The 25,363-nt window shown below is 58.6% G+C and carries 21 protein-coding genes; 5 read left to right on the forward strand and 16 right to left on the reverse strand.

From position 1 onward, the window contains the following. The first annotated feature begins 124 nt into the window (after nt 1–124). Together AS89_RS0108850 and AS89_RS0108855 are read left to right on the forward strand one after the other, a co-directional pair. Nucleotides 125–2,497 carry an autotransporter outer membrane beta-barrel domain-containing protein gene (locus tag AS89_RS0108850; RefSeq protein ID WP_010132185.1) on the forward strand — a complete coding sequence of 791 codons (2,373 nt, stop codon included), beginning with the start codon at nt 125–127 and terminating at the stop codon, nt 2,495–2,497. 124 nt (nt 2,498–2,621) lie between these two features. Beyond that, complete coding sequence (locus tag AS89_RS0108855; RefSeq protein ID WP_010132186.1) at nt 2,622–3,155, forward strand: GNAT family N-acetyltransferase; 534 nt, start codon at nt 2,622–2,624, stop codon at nt 3,153–3,155. Nucleotides 3,156–3,194: 39 nt separating this feature from the next. On the opposite strand, the gene AS89_RS0108860 is transcribed toward AS89_RS0108855, so the two are convergent. Then, nucleotides 3,195–4,895: a sodium:solute symporter family protein gene (locus AS89_RS0108860; RefSeq protein ID WP_010132187.1), complete on the reverse strand. Its 1,701-nt coding sequence runs from the start codon at nt 4,893–4,895 to the stop codon at nt 3,195–3,197. Between the two features lie 2 nt (nt 4,896–4,897). After that, a complete protein-coding gene (locus AS89_RS17250; protein WP_010132188.1) occupies nt 4,898–5,248 on the reverse strand; it encodes a DUF4212 domain-containing protein in 351 nt (116 codons plus the stop codon). A 198-nt stretch (nt 5,249–5,446) separates the two neighbouring features. Between AS89_RS17250 and AS89_RS0108870 the strand changes: the two genes are divergently transcribed. Further along, the gene (locus AS89_RS0108870) at nt 5,447–5,737 is read left to right on the forward strand and encodes a DUF1540 domain-containing protein (RefSeq protein WP_010132189.1); all 291 of its coding nucleotides are present in this window, start codon (nt 5,447–5,449) and stop codon (nt 5,735–5,737) included. Nucleotides 5,738–6,132: 395 nt separating this feature from the next. Next, nucleotides 6,133–8,772, forward strand: a complete 2,640-nt coding sequence (locus tag AS89_RS0108875; RefSeq protein WP_010132190.1) for a TonB-dependent receptor — start codon at nt 6,133–6,135, stop codon at nt 8,770–8,772. Between the two features lie 98 nt (nt 8,773–8,870). Here the strand turns inward: AS89_RS0108875 and lipA are convergent, their stop codons facing one another. The 14 genes from lipA to AS89_RS0108950 form a co-directional block, all read right to left on the reverse strand. Further along, on the reverse strand, nt 8,871–9,923 hold the full coding sequence (gene lipA, locus AS89_RS0108880) for a lipoyl synthase (protein ID WP_010132191.1): 1,053 nt from the start codon (nt 9,921–9,923) through the stop codon (nt 8,871–8,873). Next, nucleotides 9,916–10,638, reverse strand: a complete 723-nt coding sequence (gene lipB / locus AS89_RS0108885) for a lipoyl(octanoyl) transferase LipB (protein WP_010132192.1) — start codon at nt 10,636–10,638, stop codon at nt 9,916–9,918. The genes lipA and lipB overlap by 8 nt, the downstream gene beginning before the upstream one ends. Continuing rightward, nucleotides 10,638–10,919, reverse strand: coding sequence for an HP0495 family protein (locus AS89_RS0108890; protein ID WP_010132193.1), 282 nt, complete (start codon nt 10,917–10,919; stop codon nt 10,638–10,640). Before AS89_RS0108890 ends, lipB begins: the two co-directional genes overlap by 1 nt. Before the next feature lie 188 nt (nt 10,920–11,107). Beyond that, nucleotides 11,108–12,256, reverse strand: coding sequence for a D-alanyl-D-alanine carboxypeptidase family protein (locus AS89_RS0108900; protein WP_010132194.1), 1,149 nt, complete (start codon nt 12,254–12,256; stop codon nt 11,108–11,110). Between the two features lie 97 nt (nt 12,257–12,353). Beyond that, nucleotides 12,354–13,256, reverse strand: coding sequence for a septal ring lytic transglycosylase RlpA family protein (locus AS89_RS0108905; RefSeq protein WP_010132195.1), 903 nt, complete (start codon nt 13,254–13,256; stop codon nt 12,354–12,356). 146 nt (nt 13,257–13,402) lie between these two features. After that, nucleotides 13,403–14,392 carry a lytic murein transglycosylase B gene (gene mltB, locus AS89_RS0108910; protein WP_010132196.1) on the reverse strand — a complete coding sequence of 330 codons (990 nt, stop codon included), beginning with the start codon at nt 14,390–14,392 and terminating at the stop codon, nt 13,403–13,405. A gap of 229 nt (nt 14,393–14,621) precedes the next feature. Beyond that, complete coding sequence (rodA, locus tag AS89_RS0108915) at nt 14,622–15,767, reverse strand: rod shape-determining protein RodA (RefSeq protein WP_010132198.1); 1,146 nt, start codon at nt 15,765–15,767, stop codon at nt 14,622–14,624. Further along, a complete protein-coding gene (mrdA, locus tag AS89_RS0108920; protein ID WP_010132199.1) occupies nt 15,760–17,682 on the reverse strand; it encodes a penicillin-binding protein 2 in 1,923 nt (640 codons plus the stop codon). The genes rodA and mrdA overlap by 8 nt, the downstream gene beginning before the upstream one ends. 158 nt (nt 17,683–17,840) lie before the next feature. Continuing rightward, nucleotides 17,841–18,317 carry a 23S rRNA (pseudouridine(1915)-N(3))-methyltransferase RlmH gene (gene rlmH / locus AS89_RS0108925; protein ID WP_010132200.1) on the reverse strand — a complete coding sequence of 159 codons (477 nt, stop codon included), beginning with the start codon at nt 18,315–18,317 and terminating at the stop codon, nt 17,841–17,843. A 36-nt stretch (nt 18,318–18,353) separates the two neighbouring features. Next, the gene (gene rsfS / locus AS89_RS0108930) at nt 18,354–18,716 is read right to left on the reverse strand and encodes a ribosome silencing factor (protein WP_010132201.1); all 363 of its coding nucleotides are present in this window, start codon (nt 18,714–18,716) and stop codon (nt 18,354–18,356) included. Nucleotides 18,717–18,749: 33 nt separating this feature from the next. Further along, nucleotides 18,750–19,406 carry a nicotinate-nucleotide adenylyltransferase gene (gene nadD, locus AS89_RS0108935; protein WP_010132202.1) on the reverse strand — a complete coding sequence of 219 codons (657 nt, stop codon included), beginning with the start codon at nt 19,404–19,406 and terminating at the stop codon, nt 18,750–18,752. Beyond that, a complete protein-coding gene (locus AS89_RS0108940; protein ID WP_010132203.1) occupies nt 19,403–20,698 on the reverse strand; it encodes a glutamate-5-semialdehyde dehydrogenase in 1,296 nt (431 codons plus the stop codon). The genes nadD and AS89_RS0108940 overlap by 4 nt, the downstream gene beginning before the upstream one ends. Before the next feature lie 217 nt (nt 20,699–20,915). Then, a complete protein-coding gene (locus tag AS89_RS17255) occupies nt 20,916–23,573 on the reverse strand; it encodes a DUF2339 domain-containing protein (RefSeq protein ID WP_010132204.1) in 2,658 nt (885 codons plus the stop codon). 111 nt (nt 23,574–23,684) lie between these two features. Beyond that, nucleotides 23,685–24,260: an LON peptidase substrate-binding domain-containing protein gene (locus tag AS89_RS0108950; protein WP_010132206.1), complete on the reverse strand. Its 576-nt coding sequence runs from the start codon at nt 24,258–24,260 to the stop codon at nt 23,685–23,687. A 188-nt stretch (nt 24,261–24,448) separates the two neighbouring features. Between AS89_RS0108950 and ypfJ the strand changes: the two genes are divergently transcribed. Continuing rightward, nucleotides 24,449–25,354 carry a KPN_02809 family neutral zinc metallopeptidase gene (ypfJ, locus tag AS89_RS0108955; RefSeq protein ID WP_029249907.1) on the forward strand — a complete coding sequence of 302 codons (906 nt, stop codon included), beginning with the start codon at nt 24,449–24,451 and terminating at the stop codon, nt 25,352–25,354. Nucleotides 25,355–25,363 lie beyond the last annotated feature (9 nt).

A 25,363-nucleotide genomic window follows, 5' to 3' on the forward strand; every position in this document is an offset into this window, starting at 1 on the left:
TTAGTATCGGACAAGTTCTGGTTTTTCTGGGACTACTAACAGATAAAAATAATGATGCACACACAGGTCTTTCGCTGACACAGCTCAGCGGCAGCGCTGTGCGTAGCGATGCTAGGAGACAACCATGCCCAACGCCAAGCGCAGTCTGGCGGCAGCGATTGCTTTTGCTTCCATCACCAGCGGCCTGAGCGGCACCGCCCTTGCCGACGAATCCCCCTTTTCCCAGGTGGTCGCTTTTGGCGACAGCCTCACCGACGTGGGCAACGCCGGCGTATTCACCAGCGGTGACGACAAGCAGGCAGCCATCGACATTCTTTCGCAACAACTCGGCCTGGGACCGGTTACCCCGTCGTGTGCCGGCCTGAACCTGTGCCTTCCCGAAGTAGACCCAAGCCTGAGCGAAGCCGAACTACTGGCATCCGCAGAGGCCCAGGTGCGCGCTTCACTGTCGAGTGTCGGCGGTGGTTGGGCGGTAGGTGGCCACCGCGCTGCCGATGTACTGCTGAATGTGCTCGGCACCCGCGGCTATATGGATTACCTCGCCGCACAGGGACGCTCCCTCGACGTCAGCGCACACAATTTTGTCAGCGCCCTGCTGCCTGACCCTACCCGCGAAACCGCCACCGGCCTCTACGCCGACCTGACCCAGCTGGTAACCCTGCTGCAAGGCCCAGACGTAATTGCGCAATTGCGCGCGGGCGCGGCCCAGGCGGAAGCCGCCGGTGATGCAGCCACCGCAGCACAGCTGAACGCCGAGGCCGATGCCTGGCAGGCTGCCGTCAACGCAGCCCCCGGCGCTATCGTTGCCGATTCTGGCATTACCGGTAACCCACACCCACTGGGCCTGGGCTACCTGGAAACCACAAGTGGCCGCGCCGATGGCAAGGCACTGTATTGGATTAATGGTGGCGGCAATGACCTGCTGAGCGGCTTCACCGCATCCTTGAGTGGTTCCATTACCGGCGAACAGTTTGCCGCACAGACCGGCCTCGCCGCCAACATGCTGGCCGACAGTGCCGCGGCACTATCGGATGCGGGCGCCAACTATATTCTGGTGGCCAACGCGCCGGACATCAGCCAGACCCCGGGCATGTATGCCGCGGTTGCACAGGCGGTAGCAGCAAGCCCGGAAGCGGCACAGCTGGCCAGCGCAGTGGCCGGCGGTCTGCTCACCCAGGAAGAAGCTGACGCGCAGCTGGCTGCAGCTATCGATGGCACCCTTTCCCAAGCGAGCGACGCAGTAACCCTGTTTAACAGTACCCTGCTGGCCGACGCGCGCGATATCGACGGCGTGCTGATGGTGGATATGGAAGGTATCGTTACCGTCGCCCAGGCGAATCCGGCCGCACTCGGATTCTCCGACGAGTTTGACCAGAGCACCCTGTGCTACAACGGCAACGGCTGTATCGAGCACCCGGTTTACGGTGAGAACGGTACAGCGCCGGACGCCAGTCAGCTGCTGTTTAATGATTCCGTGCACCCCACCCAAGCTGCGCAGGAACTGCTCGCGGACTACTACACCGCTGTAGTGAACGCTGCACAGGTCGCAGGCCAGTTGCCCGATATGGGCGTACAGGCTTCTCGCAGCCACACCGCTGCGCTGGAAGAAAGCTTTGCCAGCAGCCGTTACCGCACAGCGGAAACCGGCGTGTTTGTGAGTGGCGTATTCGGTAACAGCGATTACGACAACAACCTGGCACCCGCCGCCAGCGGTGACGGCAACGGCGGCCTGATCGGCGCCGGTTACGCGCTGCGTGATAACTTGCAGCTGGGCTTCGCGGTGAGCCGCTCTGACCTGTCCCTGGAAAACAGCCAGAGCGACATCGAGTCCACCTCGACCAACTACAGCCTGTTCACGCGCTACCACGCCAATGGTTTCTTTGTTGACGCCAGCGCGACCATCACCGATGTGGATTACGACCGTATCGGCCGCCACTTCCAGCTGGGTGATCAGTTCTCGGAGACGCTGTACGGCGACACCAGCGGTGAAAACACCACCCTGGAACTCACTGCCGGACTGAATATTTCCAACGGAGAAGCACGCTTCGGACCGTTCGCCGGTGTAACCAAGGTGACCGCCGATGTGGATGGCTACAGCGAAGGTGCCATCGATGGATTCACCTATGCCAGTGCCGACAACCAGCAGGCTGACCCGTTTGGTATGAACTTCGGCAGCCAGGAGCGCCGCTACACCACTATGCGTTTCGGTGCGTTCGCCGATAAGGCCTGGGGGGACGTGAGTGCACATGCGCAGCTGTGGTACGAAGACACCACCGGTACCGAAAACGACATGCTGGAAGTGGGTGTTAAGTCCATGACCGGCAATATGAATGCAATGCCGAGCTACGCCAGCAAAGACACCGGGCTCTTCGAAGACGGTGCCGGCGCACTGGTTGGCTTGCGCTGGCAGGCGGCGGAAGCCATCGGGGTGAGCGCAAACCTTACCGCGCGCCCGAACTCCGAACACGGTTCCATCAATGTAACCTACCGCTTCTGATAAAAAGCACTTAGCCAAATAAAAACGCCCACTTCGGTGGGCGTTTTTATTTGTGGATAAAGCTGGGTATTCTCCTCTACCCAGCGATAACCTGAAGTGCCCTCATACAATGTCTAGCTCCCCAATGCCCACCATCACCACCGAACGCTTGCGCCTGCGCCAGCTCACCGACAGCGATGCCGATGCGCAATTCACCCTGGAACTTCTAAACGACCCGGACTTTCACCGCTATATTGGTGACCGTGGCGTGCGCACGCTCGAGGATGCGCGTCAGTATCTCCTGCGCGGCCCCATAGCCATGTATGCATCCCACGGCCTCGGAATGTGTTGTGTAGAACTAAAAGATGGAACCCCCATTGGGCAATCCGGGCTGATGCGCCGCGCGGAATTGGATAATGTAGAAGTCGGCTTCGCCTATCTGCCGCAATATCGCGGACAAGGTTATGCCTTGGAGGCGGCAAGCGCGGCCATGCAATGGGGAAAAAAATCATTGGGTCTAACGCGCATTCTCGCGATAGCTGCGCCCGATAATCACGCCTCTATCCAATTGCTGGAGAAACTCGGGCTGGGCAAGGAAGACGTTTTCACATTCCCGGACAGTAACGAAGAACTCGCACTTCTTGCATGGAACCGGGAAAGCCAATCGAGTAAACAATAAAAAAGCGGGCCGAAGCCCGCTTTTTTACATCACCAACACTCAGTGTGCGCTGGCTGCACCGGCGCCTTGCGGGAAGCGAATGCTTTCCACCATTTCCTGTACATCGGCCGGGATCTTACGGGTAAATTTCGCTACACCAATCGCCACGGCAAAGTTCAGCATCATGCCGAGGGTTCCGATACCTTCCGGCGAAATACCAAACCACCAATTCTCCGGTGTATTGGCTGCAGGGTTGATGAACTTGAAGTACACAATGTACGCTGCGGTAAACAGGATACCTGACAGCATACCGGCAATGGCCCCCTCCTTGTTCATGCGCTTGGAGAAGATCCCCATGATGATCGCCGGGAAGAACGACGATGCCGCGAGCCCGAAGGCAAAGGCCACCACCTGGGCGACAAAACCCGGCGGATTGATCCCGAGATACCCCGCAATACAAACGGCAACCGCCGCGGCAGCCCGCGCATAACCCAGCTCCTGTTTTTCAGTTATGCGTGGCATCAGGTTGCGCTTGAGCAAGTCGTGGGAAATGGACGTCGATATCACCAGCAGTAACCCGGCGGAAGTGGACAGGGCCGCAGCCACACCACCGGCGGCAACCAGTGCGATTACCCAGGCAGGCAGGTTGGCAATTTCCGGATTGGCCAACACCATAATGTCCCGGTCCACCTGCATCTCATTGCGCTCGTCACCGGAGTAGAACATCTTGCCGTCGGCATTCTTGTCGTCCCACTGGATCAGGCCGGTCTCTTCCCAGTTGGCTACCCAGCTCGGGGCTTCCGCGTGTGGGGTGCCCTGCCCGTCCGGCCCGTTAATGGTGTCGATCATATTGACCCGGGCAAACGAGGCAATAGCCGGCGCGGTGGTGTACAGCAGCGCAATAAACAGCAGTGCCCAGCCGGCAGATTTTCGCGCATCGCGCACTTTGGGTACGGTGAAGAAGCGTACGATTACATGCGGCAGACCGGCAGTGCCGACCATCAAGGCTGCGGTAATGAAAAACATATCCACAGTACTCTTACTGCCCGAGGTGTACTCGGCAAACCCCAACTCTGTGGATAACCCGTCCAACTTATCCAGCAGATAAGTGCCGTCGGCCAGCAGGCCGCCGAAACCCGTCTGGGGAAGCACATGGCCGGTCATCATGATGGAAATAAATACCGCCGGCACCATATAGGCAAAAATCAGTACACAGTATTGTGCCACCTGCGTGTAGGTAATGCCCTTCATGCCGCCGAGCACCGCGTAGAAAAACACTACCCCCATGCCGATCATCACACCGGTGGCGATATCCACTTCCAGAAAACGGGAGAACACCACGCCCACGCCACGCATTTGGCCAGCCACATAGGTAAAGCTGACAAAAATCGCACAAATTACCGCGACGGTACGCGCGGCCTGGGAATAATAGCGATCACCGATGAAATCGGGCACGGTGAACTTGCCAAACTTGCGCAGGTAAGGTGCGAGGCACAGGGCCAACAGTACATAACCGCCGGTCCAACCCAGTAGATACACCGCACCGTCGTAACCCATAAAGGAAATCAGACCGGCCATGGAAATAAAGGAGGCCGCAGACATCCAGTCCGCCGCCGTGGCCATGCCGTTGGCCACCGGGTGCACCCCACCGCCGGCCACATAGAAATCATTCGTGGAGCCCGCGCGGGCCCACAGGGCGATGGCGATATACAGGACAAAGGTGGCCCCAACGATCAAAAAGGTAAGGCTCTGAACATCCATGCTTACTGCCCTCCTTCAAGCTGCTGGGCTGACGCTGCGGGGTGCCCAGCAGACGGCTCGGCATCTTCCGCAGAAGGCGCCGACTCATCGTCTTCATATACACCGTACTTCTTGTCCAGCTGATTCATCCTGTAGACATAGAAAAAAATCAACCCGAGGAACACATAGATAGCGCCCTGCTGGGCAAACCAGAACCCCAGCTTAAAGCCGCCAAAGCGGATCTGGTTCAATTCTTCTACAAACACTATTCCGCAGCCAAAAGACACCGCAAACCAGATGCACAGCAGGCTAAGCATCAGGCGAACGTTTTCTTTCCAGTAACGGGCGGCCTGTTGCCGGTTGGCAAAACTCATCGCACGACTCCTCAGGTCAATTTATTTTTATTAGGACTTGTTACTCTACCGTGAACTGAGCGTACAAAAAAGCGACATGAAAAATGGGCGAAATGGGGCCTCGCACAAGTCCGGGGTCCGTATTTGACAAGCCAAAGCGCTGTACTAGGCTCAGTAGGGGCATTGCTCCTTTTACAATAAGCCAGAGAGAATCACGCCATGATCATCGCCACCGATATGCCTGAAGTTTCCAGCTGCGCCGCAACCTCGTGCGCCTACAACACAGACTCTTCCTGCCATGCGCGCGCCATCACCATTGGCGACGGTGACGATCCGGACTGCGATACCTTTTTCAGCAACAGCCATCACACCAAGCGACAACGCAACGCCGGTGTGGGCGCCTGCAAGGTCGGAGGCTGCAGCCACAATATCGACTTCGAGTGCACTGCTGACCATATTGAACTTGGCTACAGCGGCGATACGGTTAACTGCCTCACCTACGCGCACTAACCTGCGCACGCTTAAAAAGCTCCGAACGCCCGGCCCTGCATCTTGCACGGCATCATGACTGAGTAGCAGCCACGCGCCGCTACTCAAAATCCTTCGTCAATCTCCCTCCAGCCTCAGCCACGGCGCGCCTGCAACTCAGTAGTTCTTATCGCACCCCCCCTTGGTGCCCCTGCTCCACTGATCCACTCCACAGGTCCACTCCACAGGTCCAGCCCAGCGGTCGACAAACCTGAATGGCACAAAATTCAACACAAATCGCCAAATCTCGCACAGAGGTTAAACCAGCCGACACGAGAAATAATTTATTCTTGATCGACCGCTCGATTTGGAATATTTTGTTACTCGGGGTGCGATGCCCCGGAGCCGAAACTAATAAAAATCAATGGGAGAAAGGGATGAAGCAACTCACCAAAGCCATTCGCATTGCGAATTGCTCACTACTCACTCTGGCAGCCCTCGCCGCGATGCCCGCCGCAATGGCGCAAGATGCCACTCAAGGAACCCCACAGAGTGATGCGATCGAGGAGGTACAGGTCACCGGTATCCGCGGTTCTGTGAAAAAGAGTTTGGATATCAAGCGCGACTCCGATGTGATGGTCGACGCAATTTCCGCAGAGGATGTAGGTAAATTCCCAGACCAGACAGTGGCTGACGCACTGCAGCGTGTTGCGGGCGTTTCCGTACAGAAAACCGACGGTGAAGCGGATCGGGTCAGTATTCGCGGTACCGCACCCCACCTGAACCTGACCCTGTTCAACGGCCAGAATGTGGCGACTGCAGAAGCCTCTGCCAGTGTCACCAATCCGCCGAGCCGTAGCTTTAACTACTCACTGCTGCCCGCAGAATTGATCGACACCCTGGAAGTGCACAAGTCTGCCCAGGCCAAAGTCGAAGAGGGATCCATTGGTGGCACCGTGATCGTCAAAACGCGCTCGCCACTGGACACCGAAGCAAACTACGCCGCCTTCTCCGTAAAGAACATGTACCAGGAGTCTGCGGACGAGCACAGCCCTTCTATCTCCGGGTTCTATAACTGGAAAAATGACAACGCTGACTTCGGATTTAACCTTGGCTATGTGCGCAAGGACAATCGCGTACAGCGCGACACCAATGGTCTTGGCTACCTGGGCTACCAGGAGGTACTGGATGCCGATGGCGAGCTGCTCTACCGCGCGCCCAATAATATACGCTCCTCGCGCTTCCGCTCGGAGAAAGACCTCTCTACCTATACCGCCAACCTGGAATGGCAAGCCACCGACAGCCTGAACATCGAGCTTACCAACCTATTCTCCAAGGTTGATCGCGTCGACCAGACCATTACTAACGGCGTGCGCACGCTGGGTGCATTGAGTGGTGCCGGCGTATCCAATGCGGTCATCAATAATGGCGTCCTGGTTTCCGGCACGCTCATGAGCGATGCGAATGGCGGCCGTGAAAAGGAAGAGTCCTGGTACAGTAGTAATAACAACGAAGGTGGCTACCAGACCCGCGCGCATACCCTGAAAGTCGAATATGCCGGCGAGCGCTACACCCTCGAAGCGCAACTGGGTACCACCCGCGCTGAAGGCGATATTCTGGACGACCAGATTGAATTTGAAGCGAGCCTGGATGGCAGCTTTAGCTTGGCCGGGGAGCCGACTTATCAATTCCTGTCGGACGTGACGCCTGCCGACTATGCGACCATGTACACCCACCGCAACATCTTCGATAACGCCGAACGGGAAGACTATGCGCAGTTTGACCTGAACGTGGAAGTCGATATGGATTGGCTGACCTCCGTGGATATCGGAGCGAAATATCGTGACCACGACAAGGTTTCCAACCTGCACAAGGATGTTTGGATCGTATTCCTCGACCCCTGGATCACGACCCTCGATAACTATGCCAATGGTGCCGTTGCCGGTGACTTCAAAGGTTCCAGCAATGCCCAGCAGGGCCTGTACGAATTCCAGTATGCGAACTGGCTGGACTGGACCGATGCGACCCCGACCTACCGCTCGAACTATCGCCCAGATTACAGCTTTGAAATTCAGGAAGAAATTACCAGCATGTATGTGCAGGGTAATTTCGAGTATGAAAACCTGCGCGGTAACGTCGGTGTGCGCTACGCATCCACCGATGGCACCAGTATCGGTTTCCAGCTGTTCAAGCCGGTCTCCTGGAATCCGGATACCTGGACCATGACTCCGACCGAGCTTGAGAACGACTACGACAATATTCTGCCGAGCCTGAACCTGGCTTATGACCTGAACGATGACACTGTATTGCGTTTTGCTGCGGCTAAGGTGATCTCTCGTCCAGACTATGACAGCCTGCGTATGACTCGTGGCTTTGCCAACAGTGTCTGGGTACCTGGCTACGATGGTTTCGGCAGTGGCGGTAACCCGGAGCTGGATCCTTATCAGGCAAACCAGTACGACATCTCAGCGGAGTACTACTTTACCGAGTCCTCAATTGTCTCCCTTGCCTTCTTCTACAAGGACATCGACACCTACACCGATACCACGGACGTACGTGAGACCCTTATTGGTGAGGAAGGTCCCGGGGAATACCGTATTACCATTCCGGTTAACGGCTTGGGCGGTGTCAATCAGGGCGTTGAGCTGAACGTACAGCACGACTTTGGCAATGGCTTTGGTGTACTCGCAAACTACACCTGGTCGGATGCCGACATGCTCGAGTCCGACGAAGATCGCGAAGCGGGTATCGAGAAACTGCTGCCCGGTAACTCCAGTGATACGTATAACCTGACCGGTTACTACGAAGATCACGGCGTATCCGCGCGTCTCGCATACAACTATCGCTCCGACTATTACACCGGTACCACGCGTAATGGTCTGCAGCGGAATCAGGACGGCTACGGCCAGCTGGACGCTAACCTGTCCTATCAGCTGACCGACAATGTATCCCTGGTAATGAACCTGCTCAATCTGACCGACTCCGAGCAGAGCAGCAGCTGGGGCGACCAGTCGCTGCCGGGTGATGTAAACCAATATGGGCGTCGTATCTTTGCTGGAGTTAATGCGAAGTTCTAAGCGCGCACTTCAAAAATAAAAAAGGCCGGCCCGCTTTGCGGTGCCGGCCTTTTTTAGGCTCGCGATCGAGTAAACGACTAACGACGCATACGCAGCTGTTAACTCACTTTCTCACCATGCGCCTGTTTATCGGCGTGATAAGAAGAGCGCACCATGGGGCCGCAGGCGGCGTGTGTGAAGCCGATCTGCTCGGCGTATACACGGTACTCTTCGAACTCGTCCGGGTGCACGTAACGCTGTACCGGCAAGTGCTCTTTACTTGGCTGCAGGTACTGACCAATGGTCAGCATGTCGATATCGTGGGCACGCATATCGTCCAACACTTCAAAAATTTCTTCCTTGGTCTCACCCAGGCCCACCATCAGACCAGACTTGGTCAGGACGTCCGGGCGACGCTTCTTGTATTCCTGCAGTAATTTCAGAGACCACTTGTAGTTGGCACCCGGGCGGGATTCGCGGTACAGGCGCGGCACGGTTTCCAGGTTGTGGTTGAACACGTCTGGCGCCTCGGCTTCCAGGATATCCAGCGCCACGTCCATACGGCCGCGGAAATCCGGGGTGAGGATTTCCACCTGCAGGTTCGGCGACAACGCGCGGGACTGCTTGATGCATTCGGCGAAGTGCTCGGCACCGCCATCGCGCAGGTCATCGCGGTCCACGGAGGTAATTACCACGTAGCGCAGGCTCATGGCCGCAATGGCTTCAGCCAGTTGCTGCGGCTCGTTCGGGTCCAGCGGATTGGGTTTGCCGTGGCCCACATCGCAGAAGGGGCAGCGGCGGGTGCAGATCTCACCCATGATCATAAAGGTGGCGGTACCACCACTGAAACATTCACCCAGGTTCGGGCAGCTGGCTTCTTCACAGACGGTAGCCAGCTTCTGTGAGCGCAGAATGCTCTTGATGCGCTCGACTTCCTTGGAAGCCTTTACCGACGGCACCTTGACGCGAATCCAGTCTGGCTTGCGCAGGGTCTGGTCACTGGCGATTACCTTTACCGGGATACGCTCAACCTTTTCGCCATCGCGCAGCTTTTCGCCCTGCTGCAAACGACGGGTGCGTTTTACCGGTACGAGATCCGGTTTACCGGTCTCAGACGGGTTTACTTCAGTCGCCTTTATTTCAGACTGGTCGGCGTCAAATCGTTCAGACATTACTTGTTCCTGATTCGGTAGCCTGCGCCTGTGCAGCTACCTCAAATACGTTTTCATCCAGCGGGTGCCAGCTGGCTTGCGGCAGCCCCAGCTTTTGCTGCAGCGCTGCAACAAACTTCTCCGCAACATCCTGCCAAGTGGGCGTCGGCTGTATGACTTCGGCCATCTGCACCATCTGCATCCCCGCGTAACCACACGGATTGATGCGCAGGAAGGGCCCCAGATCCATATCAATGTTGATGGCGATGCCGTGGAAACTACAGCCGCGGCGCACCCGCAGGCCAATCGAGGCAATCTTGTTCCCCGCGCGCGGACCTTCGGTCAGGTATACGCCCGGAGCATCGGCACGGGGCGCGGCACTGATACCGTATTCGGCAAGCATCGCCACGGTCGCTTCTTCCAGCGCTGTCACCAGATCGCGCACACCGATCTTGCTGCGGCGTAGATCCAGCAGCGGGTACACCACCAGCTGGCCTGGGCCGTGATAGGTCACCTGGCCGCCGCGATCGACTTGCACCACCGGAATGTCACCGGTATTCAGCAGGTGCTCGGCCTTGCCAGCCTGCCCCTGGGTGAATACGGGTGGGTGCTCCACGCACCAGATCTGGTCCGCCGCGTCGTTGCCGCGGGTATCGGTGTAGTGAGCCATGGCGCGCCATACGGTCTCGTAATCGCGCCGGCCAAGGTTGCAGATGACCGGTTCCGAACCCGCCATCACAGCACCATATGTACGCCCGGATGGGCCTTGAGTTCTTCGAACAGTGCCTTGAGCTGCGGCTCGCCGGTGGCGAGGATATAGAAGGTCACCGAGTTGAATTTCCCATTGCGGCTGGGCTTGTGCTTCAACTTGCTCTCGTCGAAGCCCGGCGCGTGCCGGCGCATCACATCCATCACAAAATCGTGCACCTGGTCGTCGGCGTCTCGCACCACTTTGACCATATAGTCTTCACAGGGGAATTCGATTTTAGGAGGCTGCTGCTCTGAATCCTGGGTCATACCACGCTCACATGGCCGCAGGTCAGATGGTGGATTTTGCCGGTATCTGCCCGGCGAGGATTGCGGCCGGGCGAGAATTATACAGTGCCGATGAAGCACTGGACAGGGAGGAAAGATTGCAGACGAAACTGCTTTGAGCGGGGGTTAAAACAGCCCGGCGAAAGGTTTCGCCGGGCCAGCGCAGGATTTTACTGGAAGAACGACATCACAAAGCGCTTGATGGAATCCCATACGCGCTTGAAGAAGCCCGCCTCTTCCACATCTTCGGCTACCACTGCAGGTACATCTGCGACGGTTTCGCCATCCAGATTCACAACCACTTTACCCACCTGCTGCCCTTTGGCCAGCGGCGCCTTCAGCTCGCCATCGATAATCAGGTCGGCCTTGATGTTCTCTTCACCACCGCGCGGGATGGTAACGAATACATCGCGAGATACCGCGATACCCACAGAGTCGGCCTTGCCGCCCCACACGCGTTCGGTCTGCAGCACGTCGTCACTGCCGTACACTTTGTGTGTCTGGTAGTAGCGGAAGCCATAAGCGAGCAGCTTCTGAGTTTCCGCCGCCCGTTTCTCGTCGCTGTCGGCGCCCACCACCACGGAAATCAGGCGCATGCCACGCTTGACCGCGGAAGCCACCAGGCAGTAACCGGCCTCTTCGGTGTGGCCGGTCTTGATGCCATCTACCGCCGGGTCGCGCCACAACAGGCGGTTGCGGTTCGGCTGGTTGATGCCGTTGAAGCGGAAGTACTTCTCGGCATGGATCGGATAGTGTTCCGGGTGGTCATTGATCACCGCCTGGGCCAGCGTGCCCAAATCCCGTACGGTGGTCATATGGCCTTCGGCGGGCCAGCCGGTGGCATTCACATAGTTGGTGTCCTGCATACCGAGCAACTGCGCCTGCTGGTTCATCACCTCAGCAAACACCTCCTCGCTACCAGAAACGTATTCCGCCAGGGCAATACTCGCGTCGTTACCGGACTGCACAATCACGCCGCGCAGCAAGTCGATCACCGGGACCTTGTCGCCGACCTTTACAAACATTTTGGAACCGCCCTTGCGCCAGGCTTTTTCCGAAATGTTCACCATGTCCTGTTCTTTGATTGCGCCTTTTTCCAGCTCCTCAATGACGATGTAGCTGGTCATCATCTTGGTCAGGCTGGCGGGAGGAATCTGCTTGTCGGCATCGTGCTCAACCAGAATCTGGCCGGTGTGGGCATCCATCAGGATGTATGCCGAGGCGGCGAGCTGTGGCGGCGCGGGAATCAGTGGTTTATCGGCCTGGGCCACACTGGCGCCAACAAACAGGAGCAGACAGGCAAATAAGCGTTTGAACATGGGTATCTCTTATTCCTTGCGTTCTTAAAGTGTCAGTTCCCGGCATCCACCGGGAGAATACAGTATCGGTATTGGCTGTAACCTGCAGTTACTGGACTTAATCCACAACCACCTGGGGTTGACCAAAATTCTGCTGTTCAACGGATTCCCGCAGCGCGACCAGTGCTCGCTGCTGCTCAATCGGCCCTATTCGTACCCTGTATAGCATCTTTCCGCCACGGTTTACCGGGCTTACGGTAACAGGATAGCCGAATGTGGCGGCCAGCTGCGCGCGAATCTGCTCCGCCTGCGAAGATGAGCTATAAGCACCCACCTGCAGGAAGGTGTTGTCGGGCAATTTGAAGCTGGCATCTTGCGGCAGCCCATTGCGCGCGGCGGCGTCTTTTTCTACCGCCAGTGTCTCCATGGCACTGGGCAGGCTCGCGGGATCCAGCGCCTCCACCTCGACGCGGGCAACCCCCTTGTCGATATAGCCAAGCTTCTGCGCAGCGGTGTAACTCAGGTCAATAATACGCCCGGGCACGAAAGGACCGCGGTCATTCACCCGCACGATAATGCTGCGGCCATTATCCAGATTGGTGACCTTCGCGTAACTGGGCAACGGCAAGGTTTTGTGCGCGGCCGACATGGCGTACATGTTATACACCTCGCCATTGGCCGTCTTGCGGCCATGGAACTTGGTGCCATACCAGGAGGCATGCCCGCGCTCGCGATAGCCTTTCACACCATCGAGCACCCGATACCTTACGCCATTCACCACATACGGGGATTTGTTGCCGGCAACACCAATAGGCTCGCGTACGGGTGTCACTTCCGGGGTTGCCAGCATATCGACCGGTACCGCCGGGCCGCTGTCGCGCACTTGATCGAAGGGGATATCCCCCGGCTGTACCGCTGGGGTTCGCTTCTGCTCCAGGGGAACTGTACTGCAGGCTGACACAAGCGCCAACAGACAAGCAGCGCCAATTCGGGCCGAACACCCGGACAGTGGTTTATTCATGATTTCCCCCCGGTGCGAGATACACGCATTCGCTACCGTTTTTATCGATCTGATCCGCTTTGAGCGGTCAATTATTACTGTGCGATATTGTTGCAGCGCACTCTGGCGCCTTTCAACCTATATAACGTCCGGCAACCGAAATAACTTCAGGAGCGGCCGCCGCGCGCCTTGATAATTTCTTGCCCCAGTTCGTACACCGCCATCGCATACATACGACTGTGGTTGTAGCGGGTGATGGTGTAAAAATTATTCAATCCGATCCAGAACTGCTCGCCACTTTTGGTTTTCAGTGAGAACACATTGGCCGGCATTTCCTTCGTGACCTGCGCCGTGGTGGGGAAGCCTTTTGCCTCGACTTCGCCCACCGTCCACTTGGGCTTCAGGCTGTCGTTTACGATGGTCATATCGGCGTTGGGCAGCGGCTTGGTGATCACGGCAACCGGTTCGCCGGTCTTCCAGCCGTGCTGGACAAAGTAATTGGCGACACTGCCAATCGCGTCCTCCGTGTCGGTCCAGATGTCGACGCGGCCGTCGCCGTTAAAGTCCACGGCATAGAAACGATAGCTCGAGGGCATGAACTGCCCGAAGCCCATGGCACCGGCATAAGAGCCTTTCAGGCTGGTGGGGTCGATCTTCTCATCGCGGGTAAGCAACAGGTAGTTTTCCAGTTCCTTGGTAAAGAACTTGGAGCGGCGGGGATAGTTGAAGGCGAGGGTGGACAGTGCATCAATTACCCGATAGCTGCCCATATTGCCACCGTAGCGGGTCTCGACACCGATAATGGCAACAATGATTTCCGGCGGCACACCGTACTTTTCTTCTGCGGCTTTCAGCGCTTCTGCGTTCTTGTCCCAGAATTCGACGCCACCACGGATACGGGCATCAGTGATAAAGATATTGCGGTAATCGTACCAGGGCTTGGCCTTCTCAGCCGGACGCTTGATGGCCTTAAGAATGGAGTCCTTGCGCTTGGCCTCGCGCATCAGTGTTTCGAGCTCGACGCGGCTGAAATTGTGCTCGGCCACCATATAGTCCACAAAGGCTTTGGCCTGGACATTTTCATCATGCCCCTGCTCCTGGGCGCAGGCGCTGAGCACCAGTCCCAGACCAGCCAACAATCCCGTGGTCCACTTCAAAACAACCGCTCCTGTCTTCATAAAGTACTTCCAATTACCTTTTCACTGTTCACTGTGTAAATCCTTGCAATCATCGCGATCGCCATTAATCCGCCCTGACAGCGTATGGCTATTGTGACTACAAGCGCGCCAAAAAGTGGCACGATACACGTGAAAAAGTAATGTCAGCCTGAACCGGCTCACGTTATTGGCAAACGTGGCGCAATTCCGGTGACATCATCAGAGGTAATCAGAAAAGCACTCTGCGCCTTTCCGTGCTGATGGCCATCAAAATACCGAACCCGGCCATCAAGGTGATGACCGAGGTACCGCCATGACTCACCAATGGCAGGGGTACCCCCACCACCGGCAGTAAGCCAGTGACCATGCCGATATTCACAAACACGTACACGAAAAATGTCAGCGTGAGACTACCCGCCAACAAGCGACCGAATACGTGTTGGGCCATAAAACTAATATAGATGCCCCGGGCAATGATCAACAGGTACACCGCGAGAAGTATCAGCGCACCGCGCATACCCCACTCCTCCGCCAGCACCGCGATAATGAAATCGGTGTGGCTCTCCGGCAAAAAGTCGAGTTGCGACTGGGTGCCCTGCATGTACCCCTTACCGGACCAGCCGCCAGAACCAATGGCGGCTTTGGACTGGAAAATGTTCCAACCGGCGCCAAGCCGGTCCGCATCCGGGTTGAACAGGGTGAGAATGCGCTGCTTCTGGTAATCCCGCAGTCCCCACATCCAGATCGGCCAGGCGGCCATCAACAACATGACCGCCGCGCTGCCGATCAACTTCCAGCTGAGGCCGGAAAGATACAGCGCAAAAATACCGGATGCGGCGATGAGGATGGATGTACCCAGGTCCGGCTGGCGCACGATCAACAGCGCCGGCACCCCGATAATCACCAGTGTGGTAAATACGGTTAACAGGGAAGGCGGCAACGTGCGCTTGTGCAGATAGGCGGCCACCGCGATCGGCACCGCCAGTTTGAGCGCTTCCGACGGCTGGAAGCGGAAGCCACCAATTTGCAGCCAGCGCTGTGCCCCCTTGGCACCGACCCCGATCAACAGCACCGCGACGAGCAGGCAGCACCCCGCCAGGTAAAACCATGGGGACCAGCGGCGATAAAACTCCAGCGGGATCTGTGCGGCAACAAACATGCCGACAAAGGCGAGCGCCATAAACACGGCCTGACGTTTTACATAATGCAACTCATCACCGGCAGCGCTGTAAAGCACACCCAGCCCCATTCCCGCCAGTAACAGCAAGAGCAGCAACAGGGGTAGATCAATGTGCCAGCGGCGTGCCAGGCTTTCCGGGCGGCGCAGACTGCTGCCTGCATCCGGCAGACGGTGCATATAATCGCGACTAGCCACGAAACGCTCTCCCCATCGGTTCTGTGCACTGTTCGCCGAGATGCGGAATGTACAGCGGCTGAATACTCGCGGTGTCTTCCAGTGGTCGTGACATCCAGTCAAAGAAGACTTCCCTGGCGACTGGCGCCGCCACCAGCCCACCGCCCTCACCATTCTCCACCAGTACCGATACCGCGATCTGCGGGTCATCCATCGGTGCGAAGGCAACAAATAAGGCGTGGTCGCGGTGGCGTTCTTTCAGGGCTTCCGAGTCGTATTTTGCCCCCTGGGCAATACCCACCACCTGCGCGGTACCGGTTTTACCCGCCACCTTGAAGTCCAGGCCCGCACCAGCGCGCTTGCCGGTACCGTTGGTGGCGTACACCACGGCTTCCATACCCTCGAATACCACATCCCAGTGATCGGGGTGTGCATCCACATGGTGCAGTACTTCTGGCGGCTGTTCGACACCATCGACCGCCATCACCATTTGCGGACGATAGTGGGTACCGCGGTTGGCAATGGTGGCGGTCATCACCGCCAGCTGCAGCGGTGTCGCCAGCACAAAGCCCTGCCCCAGTATCGCGTTAAGGCTGTCGCCGGGGAACCACGGCATACCCCGGGCGCCACGCTTCCAGTCACGCGACGGGAACAAGCCCGGATACTCGCGCGGCAGGTCAATACCGGTTTTCTCCCCCAGGCCAAAGCGCGTGGCAATATCGTGCATCTGGTCAATGCTCCAGCGCGACGCCAAATCCCAGAAATAAGTATCACAGCTCTCCGCGAGCCCCTGCACCAAATCCACCTGATTACCATGCCCGGTACGCTTCCAGTCGCGATAAATACGCGGGTCATTGGGCAGTTTGAAGAAACCCGGGTCGCGAATTTTTGTGTCGATTTCAATAATGCCATCCGCCAGACCGCCGAGCCCCATCATAGGCTTCAGCGTTGACCCCGGCGGATACTGCCCCTGCACCACACGGTTGAACAGCGGCACATCCAGCGAGTCTCTCAACGCGCTGTAGTCCTTGAAACTGATACCTGTGACAAACAGGTTGGGGTCGAAGGACGGCTGACTGACGAAGGCGAGAACCCCACCGGTTTTCACGTCGATCGCCACCACGGCACCGCGCTTGTCGCCAAGCGCGCGGGTGGCAACCTCTTGCAGGCGAGTGTCCAGATGCAGGGTCAGCTCCGCACCCGGCTTGGGATCCTGGCGCTCCAGTACGCGCAGTACCCGGCCGCGGGCATTGGTCTCGACATTTTCAAACCCGACCTTGCCCAGCAGCAACTCTTCATAGGAACGCTCGAGGCCGACCTTGCCAATACTCTGGGTTCCGCGGTAGCGGCGCACATCTTCCTCGGTGAAGCCGGAAAGTTCACGCTCGTTAATACGGCCGACGTAGCCGACGCTGTGGGCGAACAGATCCTGCTCGGGGTAATAGCGCACCAGCTCGGCCTCCACAGAGACACCAACGAGATGGAATTCATTCACGCTGATGCGGGCAATTTCTTCTTCGCTGAGGCGGTAGCGCAGGGGGACGGGTTCAAATGGACGGCGCCGCGGCAGGCGGCGTTTGAATTTTTCTACATCGCTGTCGTTCAGCTGTACCAGCTGACCAATCAGTTCCAGCGTGGCGTCCAGGTCCTTGACCCGCTCGCGCACGATCGACAGGGTGTAACTGGGGCGGTTGTCGGCCAGCAGCTGGCCATTGCGATCGTAGATCAGGCCCCGGGTAGGCGGGACCGGGCGCACCTGAATACGGTTCTCATCGGACTGGGTGCGGTAGTCCTCGAAATTCACCACCTGCAGGTTGTAAAAGCGGGCAACCAGCACCCCCAGCAGCACTACGACCCCGCAGATGGCCACCAGCATCCGGTTGCGGAATAGCCGCTGCTCCGTGTGGTGATCTTTAAAATGCAGGTTTTCAGACATGCTGGTGAATACAGATTATTCGGTGGCGCGAAAATGACCACGAAGTGTACACAAGTTTGCTGTCCCTGCGGAAGTAAACCACTGCTCATAACAGCCATTTACAGTGCATCAATAGGCACGGTTATCCAGCTACTGAGACCCCGCCCACGGGCACCGGTTCACTTGTGATAGGGGTGACCCGCAAGCAGTGTCCAGGCACGGTAGAGCTGTTCCGCCAGCAGCACGCGCACCAGTGGGTGCGGCATGGTGAGTGCCGACAGCGACCACTTCTGGTTGGCGCGGGCCACGCACTCCGGCGCCAGTCCATCGGGCCCACCGATCAGCAGGCATACGTTGTCGCCGCCCATCTGCCAGTCCGCCAGCTCGCGGGATAGCTGCTCTGTACTCCAGGACTTGCCCTTCACTTCCAGCGCGACCACATGTTCCCGCGGCTGGATGGCGGCGAGCATCGCCTCGCCCTCTTTCTGTCGGGCTTTCTCTACCAGGGCGGGGGAGTTTTTCTGGCCGCGATTGCCGAGCGGGATTTCGACCATTTCCAGGGTCAGCTCCCGCGGCAGGCGCTTGGCGTACTCGTTGTACCCCTCCTGCACCCACCCGGGCATCTTGCCGCCGGCAGCAATTATTCTGATCTTCACGAGGATGGCATCTTCACGAAAGACAAGCTGACAAGATCAGTCTTGGTGAGGGTCGGAGCCATCCGCATCCTGGCGGGTGTTCGGGGTCATGGACCAGAGCTTTTCCAGGTCGTAGAAACCGCGGGTTTCCGCCTGCATCACGTGCACCACCACGTCACCGTAATCCACCAGCACCCACTCGCCCTGGTCCATTCCTTCGACACCGATGGGGCGAATACCCGCTTCCTTGCCATCCTCGACCACATTGTTGGCCAGGGATTTCACCTGACGGTTGGAGGTACCCGTGCAAATGATCAACGTTTCCATCACGTCGCTCAGTCCGGACACATCCATGGAAACAATGTCTTTACCCTTGAGGTCTTCCAGTGCGTTTACCGCAATTGATTTGATATCAGTCATAACACCTGTATCGGGAGCCTATGCTCCACCGTTTTAGCGCTCCTGTTGATAGAGCCCTTGAGATTGAATGTAGTCCAGCACCCGCTCCGGCAGTAAAAACTGCGGGGAGCGACCACTGTGTATTTGATGGCGAATATCCGTGGCAGAAATCGGCAGTAAACGCCGCTCCTGCACCAGGATCTTGCCCGCCGGTTGCCGCTGGATATCCGCCAGCGCGCCACGCCGGGCCGCCAATAGGTCCGCGACCTGCCCGCTTGCCGGCAGCTCCCAGCCCGGTCGTGCCACCACCACCAGGTGGGCCAGCTCGAGCAATCGTTGCCAGCGATGCCAGCTGGGCAGCCCCAGCAGGGAATCCATCCCCATACAAAAGGAAATAGACACCCCTGTGCCCAACTCACTGCGCAACTCCTCGAACGTATCCACGGTGTACGTGGGGCCGGCACGCAGCAGCTCGCGAGGGTCCAGCACCAACTCCGGACAGTCATCCAGAGCCAGCGCCAGCATCTCCCGCCGTTTTTCCGCCGTGACACCGGGCGCGGCGCGGTGCGCGGGCTGGTGCGACGGCAGCAGGCGCATTTCGTCAAAACCCAGTGACTGCTTCAGCTCCAGTGCCATGCGCAGATGGCCGAAGTGAATCGGGTCAAAGGTGCCGCCGAACAGCGCCAGGGTATTCGACGAGCGCGCAGTCATTGGCGAATTTGCCCGTCGCCAAATACGATCCATTTCTGTGAGGTCAGGCCTTCCAGGCCCACCGGGCCACGGGCGTGGATCTTATCGGTACTGATACCAATTTCCGCACCCAGGCCGTACTCGAAACCGTCGGCAAAACGCGTCGACGCATTCACGATCACGGAACTCGAATCCACTTCCGCCATAAACCGGCGCGCGCGGGTGTAGTCCTCGGTAACGATCGCTTCGGTGTGGCCGGAGCTGTACTGCGCGATATGTTCCATCGCCGCATCCATATCCACCACCACGCGAATCGACAGTACCGGTGCCAGATATTCCGTCGCCCAGTCTTCCTCGGTGGCGGGTAATGCCTGCGGCAGGATCGAACGCGTTTTGTCGCAGCCGCGCAGCTCAACACCTTTGTCACTGTAGGCAGCGGCGAGGCGCGGCAGAAACTCTGCGGCCACCGCCTCAGCCACCAGCAGAGTCTCCATCGCATTGCACACGCCATAGCGATGGGTCTTGGCATTGAGCGCAATATTAAATGCTTTTTCCGTATCCGCCCGGTCATCCAGGTACACGTGGCAGATACCATCGAGATGCTTGATCACCGGAACCCGGGCCTCGCGGCTGATACGCTCGATCAGACCCTTGCCACCGCGCGGTACGATCACGTCTACAAACTCCGGCATCGAAATCAGTGCACCCACCGCCGCGCGATCAGTGGTATCCACCACCTGCACCGCCGCTTCCGGCAACCCCACCTGCTGCAGACCAGAGGTAATACACGCGGCAATGGCCCCGTTGGAGTGCAGCGCTTCGCTACCGCCACGCAAAATAGTGGCGTTGCCCGACTTCAGGCAAAGGCTGGCGGCATCAATGGTCACATTCGGGCGAGATTCATAAATAATCCCCACCACCCCGAGGGGCACGCGCATTTTGCCAAGCTGAATACCACTGGGGCGGTATTTCAAATCGCTCACCTCACCCACCGGATCGGGCAACTCTGCGATTTGCAGTAGCCCTTCGATCATGGCGTCGATGCGCGCGTCGTTCAGCTCCAGGCGGTCCAACAGGGCCGCGTCCAGGCCGTTGTCGCGGCCATTCTGCATGTCCTGGGCGTTGGCCGCCGCCAGTTGCGGTCGCTGCTTATCCAGCTCCGCGGCGATCGCCTTGAGCGCAGCGTTTTTCACTCCAGTGTCGGCGCGAGCCATCAGACGGGCTGCTGCGCGCGCGGCGCGGCCCATGGCCTGCATCTTCTGTTCAGTACTTTGTTGACTGCCCTGCTGCTCGGTGGCGCTGACACTGTTCACTGCTTATCTCCATGCATTACACGCTATCGGTCCGGGACCTTTGCCGGTCCCGCGTCATTCTGTCCGGTCTCCGCCGACGAGCTTCGCCATTCCCGCCCAACAGGAAGGCGTCCAAAAGAAAACCGCCAATAAGAAAGTCGCCAAATAGAAAGCCGCCGGAAAAAGGCCGCGCAGTATACCGTAAGCGCGGCCAAAAAATGGTCTGGATTGGCTTGAGTTAAGCGGAATCCTGCGGTTTCACCCCCAATTTCTGGTGGAGGTAGGCGATCCCCAGCAATGCGAGCCCCATGCCCATAAACGAGGCCACCCGCAGCAGCCCCTCAAGCCCGGACATATCCACCAGAAACAGCTTGACGATCACCAGTGCCAAAAGCGCCATACCGCCCTGGTAAGCGCTGCGCCAGCCACGCCAGCTGGCAACCAGGATCGCGATGACCGCAACCGCCAGCCACACCGCCGAATAGGTGTAGAGCTCGCCGGTGCTTGCCGGTGTATCGAGGCGGATATTGCCCTGCCACAGGTGTCGCACCTCAAGCGATATCCACACAAATGCCGCAAGTGCCGCCAACAGCCCGGCAAAGCGGCGCACACTGGGCAAGTAATAGCGACTGGCCAGTGCCGCCAGCAACACGGGCCCGGCAAACGCCGGGATCAGCATATTCGCCAGCGGGCGCTCGCCAATCTCGCGCCACACCGAGGGCTCACTCAATGCAGTGGCCAGTAGAATCAGGATGTAACAGCCGAGCCCGGCCAGCATCAGCACGCGTGCGTAGCCGTCGTACCAGCGACCAAAGCTGCCACTAAGCAAGCTCTTGCGGTAATAAACGAGGCCCAGGCAGGTAAACAGCCACATATCAATGACCGCCTCGGCAAAGCTGAACTCGGCAGCGAGCGCATTGCCGTTGTAGAGCCAGTAACGGCACTCCGCCCACAGAGTGAGCACCAGCAGGTGCAGGGCAGCCGCTTCCGCCCAGCGCGCCAAACTAGCCGGTACCGAATCCACTGGCTGGGAAGCGGCAAGTAGTCGCGCAGCGATCCAGGCGCACAGGGTCGCGCCACCATAAGTCCACAGCGACCAGTGCGCGACGTTTTCATAGCTGAGCAGCCACGGGTTCAATGTCAGCCGCACCACTACCACCAGCAACACCGCCTTCAGCAACCAGCCGAGCGCGGGCATATCAAAGCGGCGGATCACCCACGCCAGGGATATCGCCTGCAGTGCGAGTGCCAGGGTAAGACTCGCCTGCTGCAGCCACAGGCACACCGCCAGGCTGTAGGCGAAATGGGCGGCGATAAACAGCCATACCACCATGCCCCGCGACCAGTGTTTACCGACACCACGACTGCCCAGCAGCATGAAGATGGCGCCAAATATTGCCGCATACAGACACCACAAATATTGCGGCAGGAAGTCCCCGGCAAGGGCATACCCCAGCAACAGCGACAACAGTGGCGCCATCACCGCCAGCGACGCCCACCAGGCCGCAGTGACCGCCCGCGCTTTACTCTCGCCGCTACCCACCGCGAAATAGTTGAATACGGCAAAACCACTAAACAGCAGCGTGTTGACCAGCAGGTAGGTCAAAAATGGGCTGTGCAGTTCGGGGGCCATTGGCGACAAACGCAGGGGTTCACCGCCTACCTGATTGGCGAACCAGGCCGCCACCTGCCCAAGAAACAGCACCCAGGGTACCGGCGCCAGGCGCGGAGTCTGGCGTGCGGCCAGTAAGGTCACAATCGCGAGCGGGCTCCAGGCCCAGATCGCCGAAGACAGAAAACCTTCTCGCAAAATGGATATGCACTGCGCGGCGACCAGTAACAGCAGGCTGGGCAGCACCAGCGCGCCCTGCTGACTGGTATCCGGGATACGCAGGCGCAGCAGCCAGTCCCGTGGAATGACGGCCAGAATCAGGTAGGCGACGACCGCCAGATAGGGACCGCGCCAACCATCGGCCTGGTGCCCAACCAGGGAAACCAGCCACCACAGCAGTGCTCCGGCCAGCAATCCAAGCCAGAGCCAGCTGCGATAAACGTGGCGCAGGAGCAGCAGTACCGATGCGGAGATGATGAGTGCATACACCATTGCCCCAAGGACATTGCCGGAATCACTGGAGACCAGAATCGGTACCGAATAAGCACCGAGCATGCCGATAGCGGCCAATACCGGGCCGTGCAAGCGCGCCAACCACATGGTCACCAGCGCCACCAGCGCCAGGGCACCAAACGCAACCCCGGGCTCGATAAAGTGATACAGATGCACCGCGGAAAGAACGGCCGCAAATGCGGTTATGGCACCACCGGCGGCGAGGGCGGCAAAGGTCGGGTGGGTACCACCGGTTTTGCGGCGCAACACTTCCGCGGCAATGTACAGCGCCAGCGCCGTCACCAGCCCCAGTACCACCCTGACCTTGGGTCCGAGCATGCCCTGCTCGATTCCGTAGCGGGCCAGAAATACCCCGGACAGCGCCACACAGGCGCCACCGAGCCACACCATCCAGTTTTTCTGCAGGTTCGCGAAAAAGCGACCGCCTGCGGTGGGCCCTGCAGGCGAACGCTTCTCCGCTTGCCGGCGCCAGCGCTGGCTGCGGGGTTTCTGCGGTGTCGCCGACGGAGGCTGACCCAAATCGAGATCCAGTTCGAGCGTATCGGACTCTGGTGGCGATTGCGCAGCGGTGGGAAATACATCGTTATCGCCCGCAGCACTGCGGTTCTGGCCCGTGGCTTCGCCCAGCTCAGACACTTCGTCCAGGCGCGCACTCAAATTGCGCACCTCTCTGCGCAACTGCTTTACCTCGGCAAAGGCAAACATCCCCATAAATGCGCCAACGATGATCGAGATGATCAGCAGGACGCCGAGTAACACAAAATTTTCCATAGCGTTCTTTCAGGTTTTATTGTTTTGTTTCTCTCAGCCACAGCGGTCCACTCCCCCGCCGCTGTTGCTGTTACTCCTTGGCGCCTACCCCTTGGCGCCTACCCCTTGGCGCTACTCCTTAGCCCAGCGATCCAAATTGGCAGCGATACTTGCCAGCCGCTCCAGCGGATCGTGACTCGCCAGCAATTCCACGCGCGCCGCATCCTCCAGCGGCAGCAGCTGTGCCAACTGCCAGGACAGCGCCTCCGCAGACTCAACCGGGGCAAACTTCAGTGCCAAAGTTGCCGCGTGTTGCTTTAAGTCGTTCAGCACCGCAAGCAGGCCATCGCAGCTCTCCGGCACCGGGTGCGACTCCTCGTCGGGCAGCCACTCCACTTCCGCCATCAGCAGGCCATCTTCCTCGCGGTGGGTCTCCAACACACGGAAGCGGGACTCACCGGCCACATCGATATGCAGCAGCCCCTCTTCACCCTGGCTCCAGTCCACCACGCGCACATACAGTCCCAGCGGCCAGACTTCCGAAGGCCCCACCTCTTTGCCGTTGCGAATCAACACGACGCCGAAACCGGTGTCGGATTTCATGGACTCGGTCACCAACCGCAGATAGCGCTGTTCGAAGATACGCAGCGGCAGCGTCACCCCGGGAAACAGGGCCATGTTGAGAGGAAAGAGCGGAATAAGTGACAAAATACTGACTCTCTGGTTGCACGTGGATGGGACAACGATACCACTCCTGCGGATGGCACAAGAATAATCTCCCGACGCGCAAACAAAAAATCGCGCCATCTGATCTATGCTCAGAACTATGTGCGAAGTGAAATCGCAGATGTGCAACGCGGTTGCCCATCAACGATCGTGAATCAAGAGGTATCACCATGCGTTGGCGCCAGGGTCGCAGAAGCTCGAATGTTGAAGATCGCCGCGGAGAAAAATCACCGGGAGGCGGCGGCCTGGGAGGGATGGGCAACCTGCTCGCGCTGGCCCCTTTCCTGCTGCGCAGCAAAACCGGCTGGCTGATTCTCGCCGCCCTCGCCGCCCTGTACTTCTTTGGCGGCAACCTGTTTAGCGGCATGCAGACAACCGAATCCCCAAGCCTGGGCCCGGACGCACAGACCGCGCCGGGCACCCCCGGGGCCACGGACGAACTGGCGCAGTTTGTCGCGGTCGTGCTGGGGTCCACCGAAGATGTATGGGGTGGCATATTCCAGCAGGCCGGCTCCCAATACATGGCACCCAAACTGGTGCTGTACACCGACGCAGTGCGTTCCGCCTGTGGCTTGAGCTCTGCCGCGGTAGGACCCTTTTACTGCCCGGGTGACCAGAAAGTGTACCTGGACCTGAGTTTCCTCAACGAACTCAAGAAACTAGGTGCCCCCGGGGACTTCGCCTTCGCCTACGTGATCGCCCACGAAGTGGGCCACCATGTGCAGAACCTACAGGGCACTTCCGCGCAGGTGCAACAGGCGCGCATGCGCGCCGACAAGGTAACCGCAAACCGGCTCTCGGTAATGCTGGAACTACAGGCCGACTGCTACGCCGGCGTATGGGCGTTTTACGCCAACCGCGACAAGCAAATGCTCGAGCCTGGGGACGTAGAGGAGGGTCTGCGTGCCGCGGCCGCAGTGGGTGACGATCACCTGCAACGCCGCGCCGGCCGCGCCGTATCGCCCGACGCATTTACCCACGGCAGCGCTGAGCAACGCGCCTACTGGTTCAATCGCGGATTCAGCACCGGCGATGTGAACCAGTGCAACACCTTTGCCGCGCTATCCGGACAGTGAGTAGCGCCC

This window comes from Microbulbifer agarilyticus S89, from assembly GCF_000220505.1.
Taxonomy (GTDB): Bacteria; Pseudomonadota; Gammaproteobacteria; order Pseudomonadales; family Cellvibrionaceae; genus Microbulbifer; species Microbulbifer agarilyticus_B.